Genomic DNA, 16,606 nt, shown 5'->3' on the forward strand with positions numbered 1-16,606 from the left:
TCTCCTCGGCCTGTCGTCTCGGCTGGTGGCGCGGTGCCCCCGGGTCGACGGGGGCACCGCGTGTCCGCTGCGGTGCAGCGGCTCCCGGAGTCAGACCCCGGTGGCTTCCAGGTAGGCGGCCCAGATCTTCTGGATGTTGTCGGCCGAGCTGAGCTCACCCTTGCCGGAGGCAAGCGCGCGCAGGTCGTGGGCGGAGGCGTAGAAGGCGAAGCCGGACATGCCGAACCAGACGTCCGCGTCCGGGGTGACGACCTTTCCGGTGGCGGTGAAGGACGGCTTGTCGGTCAGTGCGTCCGGGGTGTAGAACTCGCCGCGCGGGATGACGATGAGCTCGGCGTCCTGCTCCGGCAGGTACTCGTCCGACAGCGGAACCGAGTAACCCTCCACCTTCTTCTGCTGGAAGACGGGGCGGGTGAAGCCGGCCTCGGCGATCAGGGTGGAGATGGGCACGTGCGGCGGCATGGTGAAGTCGTTGGCACCGAAGGAGTTGCCCAGCAGGGAGAGGGTGCGCTCACCCTTCACCGCGTCCGCGGCCTCGCCCAGCACGGTCTCGGCCGCGGTGATCTGCCGCTTGCCGGTCTCCTCCTCCCCGAAGAAGCCGGCCGTCCGCCGCACGATCTCGCGCCACTCGCCCTCGATGGGCAGAACGACGGTGGGCGCCAGGCGGCTGAGGCTCTTGTAGTTCTGCCCGGTGGCCCCGGCCGCACCCGTACCGACCAGCAGGTCGGGCGAGTCCTCGGTGAGCTGTTCCAGTTCGGGTGTCTTGCCGACCTCGATCTTGCGCAGCTCCACCCCGTTGGCGGTGAGGATCTCCTGGGCCCGGGGCTGCGCGCTGGCCAGGTAGACCGCTTCGGGCTTGATGCCGAAGGAGAGCAGGGTCAGCCCGGCGACCTCGTCGAGGGCGATGACGGCCTTCGGCTTCGTGGGCACCTTCACGGTGCCGAGGTCGTGGGTGATCTCACGGAGGGCCGGTTCGCTCTGGCTCTTGGCGGCCTTCGCGGGCGCGGGGTCGCCGCCGCCGCAGGCGGTCAGCAGGATCGGAAGGGCCAGCGCGACTGCGGCGAAGGCTCTGCGAGTTCTCATTCTGGGGTTCTTCACTTTCGTAGTGGTGCGTTGCCGCAGGGTGCGGCAAGGGGATTCCCGCGTGGGCGGTGGTCGGTGGGTGGTGCGGTCACGCCCGGGCGCCGGCGTTGCCGAGCATCCGGTTGACACGCTGGGCCAGTGGTCTGGGCAGCCGGGACACCGCCGCGATGAAGACCTTGTTGCGCAGTCCCGGCAGTGAGAACGGGCGTCCGCGCGCCGCGTCCGCGAGACACCGGTCGACGACGTCGTCCGGGTCCATCCACCAGCCCTCGGAGACCTGGCGGACATCGATTCCGGCACGGGCGTGGAACTCGGTGCGCACGAAGCCCGGGCACAGCACCATCACCTGTGTTCCGGTCCCCCGCAGGGCTTCGTTCAGCCCCAGGGAGAAGTACCGGGTCCACGCCTTGGAGGCGGCGTAGGTGGACCCCCTGCCCGGGATCAGGCCGGTGATGGAGGACAGGTTGACCACGGTGCCGCCGGCGCCGTCGAGCATGGTCCGCACCGCGGCGTGGGTGAATTCCTGAGGCGCTGTCACATTCACGGCGAGCTGCTCCTCCAGAACCTTCCGGTCCAGTTGCCAGAAGCTTCCGGAGACGCCGAAGCCCGCGCCGTTGACCAGGAAGTCCACGCCCTCCTCGATGCGCTCGGTGACCTTCCGCCGGTCGGCGGCGGCCGTGAGGTCGGCAGGGAGCACCGTGCACCTGGCCCCGTGGCGCTCCTCGGCCCGCCGGGCGACCTCAGCCAGCCGCCCGGCGTCGCGGGCGACCAGGACCAGATCGTGTCCGTCCCGCGCCAGCCGGTCGGCGAAGGCCGCCCCGAGACCCGAACTGGCCCCGGTGATCAGGGCGCACGGCCGGTCCCGGCGCGCTTCGGCAGCCGAGTCAGCCATCGGCATGGGAGCCCTCCTCCAGGTAGGCGTCCAGGTCGTCGTCGCTCATCGTGGAGACCTCCCGGTACAGCTCGGCGATCTCCGCCAGCCGGTCGGGGTCCTTCTCCGTCCGGCGCAGATGAGCGGCGAACTCGTCGGCGCTGCGGGTGGCGAAGACGCCGCCGGGGCGGATGCGCGCACCGGCCAGCACTTCGCGGAGTTCCACCACCACGCGGGAGACGGTGAGCGAGTCGCCGCCCAGCGCGAAGAAGTTGTCCTCGGGGCCGACCGGTACACCGCCCAGATGGCGTGACCAGATCTCACGTACCAGCCACCGCAGGGCGTCCTCCGGTTCCGCCGGGGTTCCCTCCGGCGCGGCGGCACCGGCTCCGGCCTGCTCCTGCTCGTACCGGCGTGCCAGCGCCTCGCGGTCCACCTTCCCGTTGCGGGTGGTGGGCAGCGTGTCCACGACGACGATCCGCTGCGGGCGCAGATGCGCGGGCAGCCCCCGCCAGGTCGCGGCCCGGACGGCCTCGGCCGCTTCCAGGTGGTCGGCGTCGCCGTCGACCACCACGAAGGCCGCCAGCCCCCGGACGGCGTGCCGTTCGCCCGGTGGCAGGGTCAGCACGGCGGACCGCCGTACCCCGGGGCAGCCGTTGAGGAAGGACGCGAGCTCTCCGGGCTCGACCCGGTGACCACGGATCTGGACCTGGTCGTCCTTGCGGCCGATGAACTCGATGAGGCCGTCCCGCCACCGGCCCAGGTCGCCGGTCCGGAAGTAGGTCTCGCCGGTGGCGGGGTCCGTGCAGTGGCGACCGCGGGCGTCGAGGGGCCCGGCCAGGTATCCGGGTGTCACCCCGACTCCGGAGACCAGCAGTTCGCCCGTCGCCCACTCCGGGCGGTCCGTGAGACCGTCGCCGACGACCCGGTAGCGGGTACGGGAGATGGGGCGGCCGTACGGGACGGTCGTCCACGCGCCGGTATCGGCGTCCGGGTCGGGAACGGGGTGCCAGATGTTCCAGCCGGTGGTCTCGGTGGGGCCGCCGATGCTCACCGGCAGCACCTCGGGCGCGGCCCGCCGCAGGCGGCGCAGTACCGGGCGGGGCACCCAGTCACCACCGGTGAGGACCAGCCGCAGGGACTCCAGGTCCGGCCCGTCCCCCGCACCGTCGAGCAGCATCTCCACCACGGCGGGGGCCGCGCACAGCGCGGTCACCCGGTGGCGGGCGACGGTCCGCGCCCACTCCTGAGGATCGGTGGCGCAGCCGCGCCCCGCCAGGACGGCCGTACCTCCGGAGCCCAGGATCACGAACAGGTCGAACAGCGACAGGTCGTGGTGGAGCGAGGCGAGGGCCAGCGATGTGTCGCCGGCGGTCAGCCCGAAGGAATCGATGGTGTGCTCCACACAGTTGGCCAGCCCGCCGAGGGTGATCGGCACCCCCTTGGGCTCGCCGGTGGACCCCGAGGTGAAGAGCACGTAGGCCAGATCCTCCGGACCCCGCCCGTCGGCCGGAGGGGGGCCGTCCGGCGGCGCGGCGTCCGGCCGGACCGCGGAGACGTCCACGGCCCGCACGCCTTCCGGGGCGGCGAGCCCGGCGATCCGGGCGGTCGACGCGTCGGTGACGACCAGGCGGACACCGGCACGGCGCAGGACGGCGGAGATGCGTTCGGGCGGCATCTCGTCGTCGAGGGGCAGATAGGGGTGGCCGGCCTCCAGCACGCCGAGGCAGGCGGCGTACTGGAGCCAGCCGCGCTCCAGCAGCACCGCGACCGGCTCGGTCGGGGAGGCCGACGTGCCACGGGCCGCGCCGACGGCCTCGGCCACCGCCCGGCAGGCGGCGGCGAGTCCGCCCCTGGTCACGGTGAGTCCGCCGTCGACGAGGGCGGGTGCGCTGGGATCGGCGGCGGCCAGCTCGGCGATCACGGTGTGCGGCCGGACACCGGCGGGCTCGCGGTGCGGTCCCCGGTCCCGCTGCCCGGCCTCCTCCGCGGTGAGAGCGGGGAGCGGACGGGCCGACCAGGCGGAGCCGTCACGGGCCAGGGCTTCCAGCTGCCCGGTGAGCAGACGGAAGACACCGTCCACCACGGGGAGCGGGAAGAGCTCCTCGACCACATCCCAGTTGAGCACCAGGGCCCCTTCGCGCTCCCGCAGCAGCAGGTCCATCCAGACCTGTGGGGTCTGGCTGAGCGCGAAGGTCTCGTGGAGCCTGCCGTCGAGGACCCGGTCCACGCCGTCGCCGACCCCGAGCTCGCTCGTCATCACCACGGGGGCGAGCGCCCCGGTGACACCGCCCCGGCGGCGGATCAGCTCACGGGTGACATCCATGCCGCTGAAATGGCGGTGGTCCAGGTCGCTCACCAGCCGGTCGCGTATCCGGGCGGCGAGTTCCTCGAAGGAGAGGACGCCCGAGGTGTCGACCTCCAGCAGGGTGAAGGAGGCGAACTCGCCCAGGACGTCGTCCATTTGGGGGTGGACGGGGTGCCTGCTCATCTGCGGCACGTTGAGGACGAAGCGCGGCTCGTCGGCCCACTGGGCCAGGGCCCAGGCGTAGGCGGCCAGCACCACCCCGGTGGGGGTGAGGCCGCGCTCGGAGGCGGCCCGGGACACCCGGGACCACCGCTCCGCGTCGACGACATGGCGGCGGTTGACGAAGACCGGGGCGCCGCCGGACATGTCCGGGTCGCCGCGCCGCGGCAGCCGGGGCCCCTCGGGGAGGGAGTCGAGCCGCCGGTTCCAGTAGGCGGCGGCCCGCCGGTACTCGGGGGTGTCGCGGATACGGGCGACGGTGGTGACGTAGTCACGGAACGAGGGTGTCCCGGGGCGTACGGCGGCCTCGCCGCGCAACGCGGCGGCCCAGGAGTCGAAGAACACCTGGACTCCCCGCGCGTCGGCCAGCAGCGCGTCGATACTCACGCACATCCGCAGCCGTCCACCCGGCAGCCGCACGAAGACCACACTGAACAGCGGGAAGACGCCGGGCGGACGGGTCTCGTGGGAGAGCCGGTGACGCACGTGATCGGCTGCCGCCGGGTCGGCGACGGCGTCCACGGTCTCGCAGCGGTAGGGAGGCACGTCGGCGGCGGGGAGCACCCGCTGGGTCATGGTGTTCTCGTCGAAGACGGTACGCAGCATGTCGTGGGCCCCGATGACCTGGCGCAGGGCCCGCTCCGCGTCCTGGACGTCGAGGCCGCCCGTGTCGCCCGGGCCGGCCGCCTCGCGTCCCTCGTACTCGAGATAGAGGTGGCAGGCGACGCCACCGCCCTCGATGTCGCTGCCCCGGCCGACGAGGTACGCCTGCTGCTGGTCGAGCAGGTCGAAGGGTTCGAAGCGCAGGTCGGGGCGTGCGACGAGGGTGAGCCCGCCGTCGTCCTCCCGGACGTCACGGGAAAGGCTGTCGACCAGGGCGGCGAAGTCCCGCAGCCGAGGGTGGGCCGTGATGTCCCGGACGCCGACACGGACCCCGAGCCGTCCCCGTACGGCGGCGATGACCGCGATGGCGGCCAGCGAACTGCCGCCCACCTGGAAGAAGTCGTCATCCGGGCCGGGTTCACCGGTCCCGATGGCCTCGGCCCAGATGCGGGAGACCTCCCCGACGGTTCCGCCCACGTCGGCGGGGACCGACGGCCCGGCGACGGCCTCGGGTTCGGGCAGCGCCGCCTTGTCCACCTTTCCGCTGGGGGTCAGCGGCAGCGCGGTCAGCAGCACCACGGCGGACGGCACCAGATACGGGGGGAGCGCGGCGGCCAGCCGGTCGCGCAGCCGGTCGGCCAGGTCCGGGGCCGGACCGGCGGCCGGGACCACGTAGGAGACCAGCACCTTGGCACCGCCCGCGGTGGTACGGGCCGCCGTGGCGGCGTTGGCCACCTCGGGCGCGTCCAGCAGACGGGCGGTGACCTCGTCCGGCTCCACCCGGTGCCCGCGGATCTTGGTCTGGAAGTCGGCCCGGGCGACGTACGAGAGCTGCCCGTCCGGAAGGAGCCGCACCAGGTCCCCGGTGCGGTACATGCGGGAGCCGGGAGGGCCGAACGGATCGGCGACGAAGCGTTCGGCGGTCATCGCGGCACGCCCCAGGTAGCCGCGGGAGAGCTGCCGGGCGGACGCGTAGAGTTCGCCGACCGCGCCCACCGCCACCGGCCGCAGCCGCTCGTCGAGGACATAGGCGGAACAGGTGTCGAGGAGCGGGCCCAGCCGGACCGGGCCGCGCGCGTGGCCGCGCCCGCCCCGGGACAGCGGGAAGCCGGTGATGACGTGGGTCTCGGTGGGGCCGTAGTGGTTGTGCAGGGTGACCCGGGGATTGGCGTCCAGGAAACGGGCTATCCAGTCGTTCATCACCAGCGGCTCGCCGGACTGGTAGATGTGCCGCAGGTCGGGCAGCGCGGTGGCGGTCTCCCGCGCGGCGCGGCACACCTCCTGGAGCATGACCTGGGGACAGAAGTACTCGGTGACGCGCTGTCGGGCCAGCAGCCGCACCAGCGCCTCGGGGTCGGTGCGCTCCTCGTCCTCCGGCAGCACCAGGCACTTTCCGGCGGCCAGGGCGGTGAGGATCTCCTGGCTGGCGACGTCGAAGTTGAGGCTGGCGAACTGCAGGACCCGGCCGTCCGGTTCGGCGGTGGCGGTGCGGCTGTGCCAGTCCACCAGGTTCCCGATGGCGCCCACGGTGTGCACCACGGCCTTGGGGGTGCCGGTCGACCCGGAGGTGTAGAGCACGTACAGGGCGTCGTCGGGCCCGGTCCGCGCCCAGTGCTCGTCGGCTCCGGCCGTGCTCGCGCCGGTGGTGGAGTCCGGTGCGTCCACCGCGATGGTGGTGAGCTCCGGGTAGGCGGCCAGGGTGGAGCGGTCGCCGAGCACGGTCCGCACCCCTGAGTCCCCGGCCATGTAGCCGAGGCGGTCGCGCGGGTAGGAGGGGTCCAGCGGCAGATAGGCGGCGCCGATCCGGAGGATCGCGACGATCGCGACGACGGCGTCGGCCGAACGGGGCAGCGCGACCCCGATGACGCTGCCGCGCCCGTGGCCGTGGCGCCGCAGCAGCCCGGCCAGTGCGGCGGAGCGTTCCCCCAGCGCCCGGTAGTCCATGCGGCTCCCGCCCCGGATCACGGCGGGGGAGTCGGGTGTTCCGGCGATCCGGCGGGCGATGCGGACGGGCAGCGGCGTGGCGTCCGGCGCGGGCAGGGACTCGCCCCGGACGATGCGCGCGGCGAGCCGGTCGGCGTCGGCCCGGGGAACGGCGGTGACGTCGTGGTCGACGACGGCGGTACGGGCGCCGTCGTCCCCGATGCGCACCTCGACGGCGAGCGGGTAGGCGTGCCGGGGGTCCTCGCTGTGCTCCTCGACGGTGACCGTACGGCCCGGACCGGCGGCGTCCTCGGCGATGTCCAGTCCCCAGGACCGGTTCACCAGCAGCAGGGACCCGCCCTCGGGGTCGGCCCCGTGCGCTGTGTGCCAGGGTGCCTCGGTGAGGTGGTCGGAGGCGTCGCGGACGTCTCCCGGCGAGGCCGCCGGCATCAGGGTCGAGAGCCAGGAGAGCAGGCGCTCCGCCGGGACCCGATCGGGTACGGCGGCGTGGACGCGCCGCCGCTCGGCGAACCTGGGCCGGGGCGGGGCACCGGGGTCGGCCGAAGAACCCGGGACCGGGTCCGGCGCCGCGGACGGCGAGCCCTCCCTCAGCCCGGCGCACAGGGCGGTGGCCGCCGCGTACGGAAGGTGGGCGGTGGCCGTGGAACGGGACGCGGCCACCGAGACCAGATGGGTCTCCCAGGGCTCCGCGGGGCCGGCCGGCATCCGCACCACGCGCAGGGTCCAGTCGCCGTCCGGGCGGGACAGCGCGTCGTGCCACTGCTCCCGCTGCAACTCCCGGAAGGCGGACAGTGCCGCGGCCGGCTCCTTCCCGGAGAGGTCGGCGGTGACGGTGTGCGCGGCGGGGCGGCTGCCCCCGGCAGCGACGGTCGCCCAGTGCCCGGCGGGCACTTCGCCCCGGAGCCGCAGCACCAGATGAGCTATCGGCATGCCCATGGTCACTCTGCCTCCGAACGATGACGTGACACAGTTGCGCTCCTCAGAAGATGGAAAGGTCGAGCGGCTCGCCGGCCAGATGCCTGCCGACGGATTCGGCGGCGGGCGCCCGGCCGGGCGGGTGAAAGGCCAGGGCCCGGGCGGCGGCCAGCAGATAGGCGGGGTCCGGGCCGGTGACGAAGGCGAGTCCGCCGAGCAGCCGGGCCAGCCGGGAGCACAGCTCGGGCAGGCGCTCCTCCACGTGCAGCCGGGCCAGCAGGGCTGCGGCCATGGCCTTCTCGGCGGAGGCGCCCGTGTCGAAGGTCTCGGCCGCGGCGGCGCAGGCGGCCCGGCAGGCGTACAGATCGGCCGCGGCCTCCCCCAGCGCCCGGCGATCGGTCCGCGAGGCGTGCGCGGCCCGGTCGAACAGCGCCTGGGCGGTGCCCAGGTAGGTGCCGCAGGCGAGGATCTCGAACCAGATCCAGGCCCGGGTCTGGAGCTCGTCCATGCCGCGCTCGGGGTGTCCTCCCGGCAGCAGCATCACGGCGGGCACCCGCACGTCGTCGAGGACGATCTCCTCGCTCTCGGCTGCGGCCAGCACGGGGCTGTTCCAGAACGGCCGCACCTGGATTCCGTCCAGGCCGGCGGGGATCACCGCCAGGGCGACCGTACCGTTCCGCTCGTCCTCGGAGCACACCCGGACACTGGTGGTGAGGATGTCCATGGAACGGGCCAGGCTGCAGGGCTTCTTGGCGCCGCTCAGCAGGAACTCCTCCCCTCCCGCGACGGCGGTGGCGGTGGTCCGCGGCACGAGGGCGTCGTCGCCCCGGCGGGCCTCGGAGGAGGCCGAGGCGAGCAGACGGCGGTCGCGGGCGACGGCGGCCAGCAGCGACCACTGCGGCGCGTCGTCACCCACATGGACGCGCAGGTACTCCACGAAGGAGACCACCGCCAGGTGGTGCATCATCGTGCCCACACCGAGCGAGGGGGAGCGGGTCGCGAGCGCGGACTGCACCCGCAGCGCCCCGCCGCAGTCCAGGCCCAGGCCACCGTGGCGGGCCGGGATCAGCAGCCCGGGACCGCCCGCCTCGCGGAACAGGGACAGGACCGGGCTGCCGGCCGATTCCAGCTCGGCCAGCGGGTACCCGGCCAGCCGGTCGAGCAGGCCGGGGAGCTGCTCCTCGGTGAACGCGGCGTCGGCCGCGGTCAGTTCGGTCCATCGTGGTGCTGTCTCAGGCATCGCGCCGCTCCTCCTCGGTGGTGGTCAGGTGGTCCCGCACCCAGCGGGCGAGCCGTCGCGGGGTGTCGTGCGTCCGGAAGACATCGATCGGCACCGGAACACCGAGCGAATCCCGGATGCGGCGACGCAGATCGACCGTGGTCAGCGAGTCCAGCCCCAGGTCCCGGAAGGACCGGTCTCCCTCCTCGGCCGCCCGGCCGACGGGGAGCTGGAGCACCTCGGTGATCCGGGCCAGTACGGCTGCCTCTGCGTCCACCGGGGCCGTCTCCGGGCCGTGGGCGGTCCCGGCGGCGGGCGGTGGCGGAGGGCCCGGCCGGAGCGGGCGGACGGGGGCGTCCGTCCGGGTCCAGTACCGCTGGTGCCGGAAGGGCGTGGGCGGCAGTTCGGCGGCCCTGCCGGTCCCCGTGCCGTCCTGCGGACGGGGTTCCGGCCCTCCGGGCGACGCGTCGGCCCAGCGGACCGGGACGCCCTCGGCCCAGGCATGGCCGAGCCGGGCGAGGAAGTCGCGGTAGCCGCCCTCGTCACGGCGGAGGCTGCCGACGACGGGTGCGGGCCGCTCCCCGAGACCGTCCAGCACCGCGGTGATCGGCGCGGTGAGCACCTCGTGCGGGCTGACCTCGACGAACGCGGTGGGGCGGCTGCCGCTGACGGCGGCCACCGCATCCGCGAACCGGACGGTGCCGCGCAGGTTCTCGTACCAGTACCCCGCGTCCACCTCGGTGCCGGTGAGCCACTCGGCCCGGGTGGTGGAGAAGAAGGGGGTGCGGGCCGGGCGCGGCACGATTCCGGCGAGCCGGTCGGTCAGCGTGCGGGCCACCGGCTCCACCATTGCGGAGTGGGAGGCGTAGTCGACGGCGACCGTGACGGTGCGGATTCCCGAGCGCCCGCAGTGGTCGGCCAGTTCGGCGACGGCTTGTGACGGCCCGGAGACCACGGTGCTGCCCGGACCGTTGCAGACGGCGACCTCCACGGAGCCGTCACCGCGCTCGGCCAGCAGCCGCCGGGTCGCGTCCTCGTCCAGGCCGAGCACGGCCATGGCGCCCGTACCCGCCAGGGAGGAGAGCGACCGCGCCCGGGTGGCGACCACGGCGGCCGCGTCCTGAAGGGACAGAGCACCGGCCGCGTAGGCCGCCGCCACCTCCCCCTGGGAGTGGCCCAGCACCAGGTCCGGCTCCACTCCGCCGTTCCGCCACAGCGCGGTGAGCGCGGCCATCATCGTGAACAGCGCCACCTGGACGCCCTCCAGGGAGTTCGCGACAGCGGCCGGCTCCTCCCCGGCGAGCAGACGGGTGACGGAGAACCCCACGTGGGGAGCGAAGGCGTCCGCGCAGCGGTCCACTTCGCGGGCGAAGACCGGGCTCTCCCGCAGCAACCGCCTGCCCATACCCGGCCACTGGGAGCCCTGGCCGGGGTAGACGAAGGCCACGGCGTACTCGCCGTGCGCGACGCCACGTGCCACACCCTCCAGCGGTGCCCGGGTCCGCGCCGCCTCCAGGCCGGCGAGCAGTCCGGCGCGGTCGTGCGCGACGACGGCGGCCCGGTGCGGGAGCGCGGCCCGGCGGGTGGCAAGGGTGCGAGCGGCCTCCGACAGCTCCGTGCCCGGCTCGGCCAGCGCCCCGCCCAGTCTGCCCAGCTGGGTTTCGAGCGCCTCCCGGGAGGCGGCGGAGACGACGAACGGCAGGGGAGCCCGGGGCGAAGGGGATTCCGGCCGGAGCCCCGGACTCCGGTCCGCGGCCGGGTCCGGGCCGGGTTCTTCGAGGATGAGGTGGGCGTTGGTGCCGCTCATGCCGAAGGAGGAGACCGCGGCCCGCCGGGTCCGGCCGCCCCGCGGCCACGGGACCGGCTCGGTGAGCACCCGTACGGTGTCGGACGGCCAGTCCACCTTGGGCGTCGGCTCGATCCCGCGCAGGGTCGCCGGGAGTTCGGCGTGGCGCAGTGCCTCGACGACCGTGATGACCCCGCCGATTCCGGCGGCCGCCTGGGTGTGGCCGGTCAGTGCCTTCAAGGAGCCGATGAGGAGGGGCCCCGGGCCGGCCGCCGGAGCGCGGTCCGGGTCTGCCCGGTGCGCGCCGTAGCTGTCGAACAGGGCCTGCGCTTCCACGGCGTCGCCCAGCACGGTCCCCGTTCCGTGCGCCTCCACGGCGTCGATGTCCGAGGGGCGCAGGCCGGCATCGGCCAGCGCGCGCTCGATGACCCGCCGCTGCGCGGTACCGCTGGGTGCCGTCAAGCCGTTGCTGGCGCCGTCCTGGTTGACGGCACTGCCCGCGACGACGGCCAGTACGGGCAGGCCCCGGCGGCGCGCCTCGGAGCGGCGGGTCACCACCACCACACCGGCACCCTCGCTCCACACCGTGCCGTCGGCATCCGCGGAGAAGGGGCGGCAGCGGCCGTCGGCGGACAGTCCGCCGAGCCGCTGGAAATCCCGGTACATCCTGGGCGTGGACATCACCGTGACCCCGCCGGCCAGAGCGATGGAGCACTCCTCCTGCAGCAGCGAGCGGACCGCGAGATGCAGGGCGACCAGAGAGGAGGAGCAGGCGGTGTCGACGGTCAGCGCCGGTCCGGTCAGGCCCAGGTGGTAGGCGACACGCCCGGAGAGGACGGCGCCGGAGGTGCCGGTCAGCCCGTGTCCGCCCAGTTCGTCACCGGCCTCGTACGCGGCCTGCGCGTAGTCGCCCGCCATCGCTCCGAGGAACACCGCCGTCTCGGTGCCGCGCAGGGAGTGGGGGTCGATCCCGGCACGTTCCAGCGACTCCCAGCACAGCTCGAGCATGATGCGCTGCTGCGGGTCCATGGCGCGGGCCTCGCGCGGCGAGATGCCGAAGAAGGGGGCGTCGAAGCCGGCCACGTCGGTCAGGAAGCCGCCGGCTCGCACCTGTATCCGCTCGTCGGACCAGTGCTCCCCCCGGTCGTCGGGGAAGGCCCCGACGGCGTACGGCCCCGAGGACGCCAGTCGCCACAGTTCCTCGGGGGAGGACACCGCGCCGGGATAGCGGCAGGCCGTCGCGGCGATGACCACCGGATCGGACGCCTGCTCCGAGCCGGTGGAGCGCCGCACCGGTCGTACGGGGGCCGGGGGGCGAGGCGGTTCGCCGTGGCCCTGCCCGAGACGGGCGGCGATGTGCTCGGCCAGCGCCCGGGGGGTGGGGTGGTCGTAGACGAGCGACGCGGCCAGGTTCAGGCCGGTGCGCGAGGCCAGTTCGGCACGCAGCTCCAGGCCGCCCAGCGAGGTCGCCCCCAGGTCGGCGAGCGGTGTGTCGGCCGACCGGGTGTGGATGTCGGCGATGTCCAGTACCTCGGCGATCACCGTACGCACCAGGGCCAGCGGGTCCCGCGGCGCCCCGTCCGTCGGCCCGGCGGCTCCGGCGGATGTCCCCGGCGGGCGGGGCGCGTCCGTGGTCCGCCCGCCGGAGCCGTGGTCGCCTCCGGTGAAGCGGTACGTGGGCAGGGGGGTCCAGCCGGGGGAGCCCATACCCGGCAGGGCATGCCACCGTACGGTGTGGCCGTGGGACCCGGCGAGCGTGAGCGCGTCCAGGAAGGCGGCGTACTCGGAGCCCTCCTCGTGGCCGAAGGAGGCGGCGGCCATGTCGGCGCCGTCCTCCTCCGCGGCTCTCACCAAGGGGGTCAGCGTCCGGGTGGGACCGAGTTCCAGGCAGAGCCCGATGCCGTCGGCCCGCAGCGTGGCGAGGCCGTCGCCGAAGCGGACGGTGTGGCGGATGTGCCGTACCCAGTAGTCGGCGGTGACCAGGTCCCCGCCCGAGGCGAACCGCCCGCTCAGGTTGGACAGCACCGGACGTGCCGGGCTGCGGTAGGTGACCGCGGCGGCGGTCGCGCGGAACTCCTCCAGCACCGGTTCCATGTGCCGGGAGTGGAAGGCGTGGCTGACGGGAAGACGCCGGGTGCGGTACCCACGGGCGCGAAGAGCCTCCTCGCAGGCGAGCACGGGACCACGGTCCCCGGAGACGACCGTGGAGGCGGGCCCGTTGAGAGCGGCGATCTCCACCTCGGAGCCGAGGGCGGCGAGCGTCTCCCGCACCTGGCTCTCCTCCGCTCGTACGGAGACCATCGCGCCGACGGGCTCGGCCCCGGCCATGGCGGCACCGCGCGCGACCACCAGCCGTACGGCGTCGGCCAGGTCGAGGACGCCCGCGACATGGGCGGCGATCAGCTCCCCGACCGAGTGGCCGCCCAGGGCGTCGGCCCGGACACCGAGGTCCTCGGCGTATCCGTTGAGCGCCACCCCGTGGGCGAACAGGGCGATCTGGGTGTAGCGGGTGTCGTGCAGCGGGTGGTCCTCCGGTGCCCCGTCGCGGACCCGGATCAGCTCGCGCAGCGGAACGCCGAGCAGCGGGTCGGCATGGGCCGCCACGGCGTCGAACCGTGCCGCGTAGCCGGGCAGTTCGAGCAGTCCGCCGCCCATGCCGGGCCGCTGGGCGCCCTGCCCGGGAAAGAGGAAGGCCGTACGGGTACGAGCCCCGGCGCCCCTGTGCACGGACCGCCCGGGGGTGCCCCGCGCGATCCGGTCGAGGCGGCCGGTGAGTTCGGCGGCCGAGCGTGCGGTGAAGGAGGCGCGCTCGGACAGCCGGGCGCGTCGCGTGGTGAGGGTACGGGCCACGGAGGCCAGGGCTCCGGGACGGTCCAGCAGCTCCCCCCGCGCCTCGGCCCAGTCGCGCAGGGCGGCCGCGGTGGCGCGCAGTGAATCGGGGGAGGCCGCGGACAGGGTCACGGGGACGGCCTCCGGGGCGGGCGCCGCCGCCCCGGAGGAGAGGACCGCGGGCACCGGTGGCGGGGCGAGCACCACATGGCAGTTGGTGCCGCCCATCCCCAGCGAGCTGACACCGGCGAGGGCTCCCGGCGGCAACGGCACGGAGGACGCGGGCACGGTGATGCCGCCGTCGGCGAGGCGGCGGGCCAGGGCACCGCCCCGGTGCCCGGCCGTGCCCGGCACCGTTCCCCGGGCGACCACCAGCACGGCCTTGACCAGGCCGAGGAGTCCGGCCGCGCCCTCCAGATGGCCCACGGTGGTCTTGACCGAGCCGACAGCGGGTCCGGTGCCGCCGGGGCGGGCGAAGACCTGGCCGAGGGCGTCGGCCTCGGCCTGATCGCCGACCGGGGTACCGGTGCCGTGGAGTTCGACGAAGCCGACGTCCCCCGGGGCGGCCCCCGCGGCGGCGCAGGCCCGCAGGATGGTCCGGGCGTGCGCCCGGGCGTCCGGCACCAGCGGAGTGCCGGAGCCGTCGTGGGTGACGGCGCTGCCCCGGAGCACGGCGTGCACCCGGTCACCGTCGCGCAGCGCGTCGGCGAGGGGGCGGAGCAGGACGGCCGCACCGCCCTCGCCGCGTACGTATCCGTCGGCGTCGTCCTCGAAGAGGGTGGCGCGGCCGGAGGGCGACTGGCCCCCGAACGAGGCGGTGGCGGCGGCGTTCTCGGTGGAGAGGTTGAGGTTGACGGCGGTCACCAGCGCTCCGGCGCAGTCGCCCGCCCGGATGGCCTGCGCGGCATGGTGGACCGCGACCAGTGCGGAGGACTGCCCGGTGTCGACGACGACGCTGGGGCCGTGCAGCTTGAAGGCGTGGGAGACGCGGGCGGCGATCATCGAGGGCGCGGTGGCGGCCAGGGTGCCCGGTCCGACGGCGCCGCGGCGGCGTGCGGCGTGCTCCATCGCCCAGTCGGCGCCCATGGAGCCGACGAAGACGCCGAGGCCGTGCTCGCGCGGTGCCGAGGGGTCCTGGCCGGCGTCCTCCAGCGCGGCCCAGGCCAGCTCCAGGGTCCACCTCTGGTGGGGGTCGATGGCGGCGGATTCCCGGTCGGACATGTGGAAGAGACGGGCGTCGAAGCGCCCGGCGTCCGGGTGGTAGGAGCCCTGTGCGACCCGTGCGCGTACATCGGCCGGTACCTCCGCAGTCGCGAAGCGGCCTTCGGGCGCGCGGCCGTCGGGGCGGTGGCCCCCGGCCAGCAGGCGCCACAGCTCGTCGGGGGTGTCGGCGCCCGGCACCCGGCAGGCGAGGCCGACGACGGCGATGTCCTGGCGGCCCTGCGGCGAGGTCGCCTGTTCGGTCTGTGTCATACCGGCTTGCCGCCCTCCGGCAGGGAGATCTGCGGCCGTGCGGTGGGCGCGGGAGTGCTCCGGTCCGCCGCCAGGACGCGATCCGACAGCAGCCCCAGGGAGCTCAGGTTGGCGAACCCGGGGCCCTGCGCGTAGGCGGCGAGGGTGGGCAGCAGCAGCTTGGGCAGCAGGCCGTCGACGGAGAGGTCCACGCGGATGAGCCGCTCCAGGGCTTCCGCGGTCTCCGGTCCGTCGCCGACGACGGCCGCGAGGGCGGCGCGGGCCCGGTTCCCCAGCAGGTCCAGGAACCAGTCGGGCCGGGCCCCGGTGGCGTCGATGACCACGTCGAACCGGCACGTGTGCTCGGCCCGGCCCGGGTTGTGCAGCGTCAGTTCCACCTGGGCGCCGGCACGGCGCACGGCGGTGACGGTGCCCTGCTGGTACAGCACCGCCGCCTCGGTCGCGATCGCCTCGATGGCGCGGGGCGAGTACACCCCCCGGTCGGTCCGGGCGATGACCTCGCGCCGGTCCCGCTCCGGCAGTTCGCGCCAGCGTTCGGGGCTGGAGTAGAGGGCGTTCTCGAAGAAGCCCTCACCACGGCTGAAGACAACGGGGTACGGGCTGATCACGGTGGTCCGCCCCGAGTGCTGGCGGATCAGGTCCTCGACGACGGCGGCGGCGGTCTCTCCGCCGCCGACCACGGCGACGCTGGGGTCGACCAGAGTGGTGTCCAGACCGAGCCGCCAGAACTCCTCGATGCTGCACACCGCGTCGCTCGCCAGCCGGCCGTCGTGCGGGCCCGGGCCGCTGATCATGACGCGGTCGGCCCACAGGACGGCAGACCCTCCGGCACTGCCCTCGACCGTGACCTCCCACTGGCCGCCGGAGGTCTCCAGCCCCCGCACCCAGCCGCTGACCAGGGGGAAGTCGATGTTCTCGGCGGCCCACCGCAGATAGGCGGCCCAGTCCACGTGGCGCGGGCTGGGGCGTCCGGCGTCGACCCAGGCCGCGTAGCGGCCGGAGGACACCAGGAACGCCGTCCAGGAGAACTCCTGCATCCGCGTGTTGACCGCGGCGTCGATCTCCGCCCCGTGTCCCCGGGAGGCGTAGGGGAACCCCAGGTCCTTCTCCGGGCTGGTGGACAGCCGGGGGCGGCCGTTGGTACGGCCGCCGACGGCCGTCCAGTTGGCACCGACGTCGTAGGGTTCGACGACCAGCACCCGGGGCGCGTCCACGCCCAGCTCTCTGAGCACCTGGCTCTTGGCCGCGGTGGCCAGCGCCTTGGGGCCCGCACCGACGACGCAGATCAGCCCCCGCGTCTCGGGTCTCCCGGCGCCGAAGCGCCGTTCGGCGTCCTGAAGGGAGAGCGACTCCATG

6 protein-coding genes are annotated in these 16,606 nt (G+C 74.5%); all 6 read right to left on the bottom strand.

What is annotated here, in order from left to right:
- Positions 1–90 precede the first annotated feature (90 nt).
- The gene (locus B7C62_32905) at positions 91–1,083 is read right to left on the bottom strand and encodes a hypothetical protein (protein ID ARF76553.1); all 993 of its coding nucleotides are present in this window, start codon (positions 1,081–1,083) and stop codon (positions 91–93) included.
- Positions 1,084–1,171: 88 nt separating this feature from the next.
- Positions 1,172–1,975: a hypothetical protein gene (locus B7C62_32910; protein ID ARF77482.1), complete on the bottom strand. Its 804-nt coding sequence runs from the start codon at positions 1,973–1,975 to the stop codon at positions 1,172–1,174.
- On the bottom strand, positions 1,968–7,970 hold the full coding sequence (locus tag B7C62_32915) for a hypothetical protein (protein ID ARF76554.1): 6,003 nt from the start codon (positions 7,968–7,970) through the stop codon (positions 1,968–1,970). The genes B7C62_32910 and B7C62_32915 overlap by 8 nt, the downstream gene beginning before the upstream one ends.
- A 37-nt stretch (positions 7,971–8,007) precedes the next feature.
- Entirely contained in the window at positions 8,008–9,183 is a 1,176-nt protein-coding gene (locus tag B7C62_32920; GenBank protein ARF76555.1) for a hypothetical protein, read from the bottom strand.
- Entirely contained in the window at positions 9,176–15,250 is a 6,075-nt protein-coding gene (locus B7C62_32925; protein ID ARF76556.1) for a hypothetical protein, read from the bottom strand. Before B7C62_32925 ends, B7C62_32920 begins: the two co-directional genes overlap by 8 nt.
- Positions 15,247–16,605, bottom strand: coding sequence for a hypothetical protein (locus B7C62_32930; GenBank protein ID ARF76557.1), 1,359 nt, complete (start codon positions 16,603–16,605; stop codon positions 15,247–15,249). The genes B7C62_32925 and B7C62_32930 overlap by 4 nt, the downstream gene beginning before the upstream one ends.
- Position 16,606 lies beyond the last annotated feature (1 nt).

Source organism: Kitasatospora albolonga (assembly GCA_002082585.1).
Classification (GTDB): Bacteria; Actinomycetota; Actinomycetes; order Streptomycetales; family Streptomycetaceae; genus Streptomyces; species Streptomyces stephensoniae.

Coding starts and splice junctions, on each gene's coding strand:
- B7C62_32905 (ARF76553.1), bottom strand. CDS start 1,083: ATGAGAACTCGCAGAGCCTTCGCCGCAGTCGCGCTGGCCCTTCCGATC.
- B7C62_32930 (ARF76557.1), bottom strand. CDS start 16,605: ATGGAGTCGCTCTCCCTTCAGGACGCCGAACGGCGCTTCGGCGCCGGG.
- B7C62_32925 (ARF76556.1), bottom strand. CDS start 15,250: ATGACACAGACCGAACAGGCGACCTCGCCGCAGGGCCGCCAGGACATC.
- B7C62_32910 (ARF77482.1), bottom strand. CDS start 1,975: ATGGCTGACTCGGCTGCCGAAGCGCGCCGGGACCGGCCGTGCGCCCTG.
- B7C62_32920 (ARF76555.1), bottom strand. CDS start 9,183: ATGCCTGAGACAGCACCACGATGGACCGAACTGACCGCGGCCGACGCC.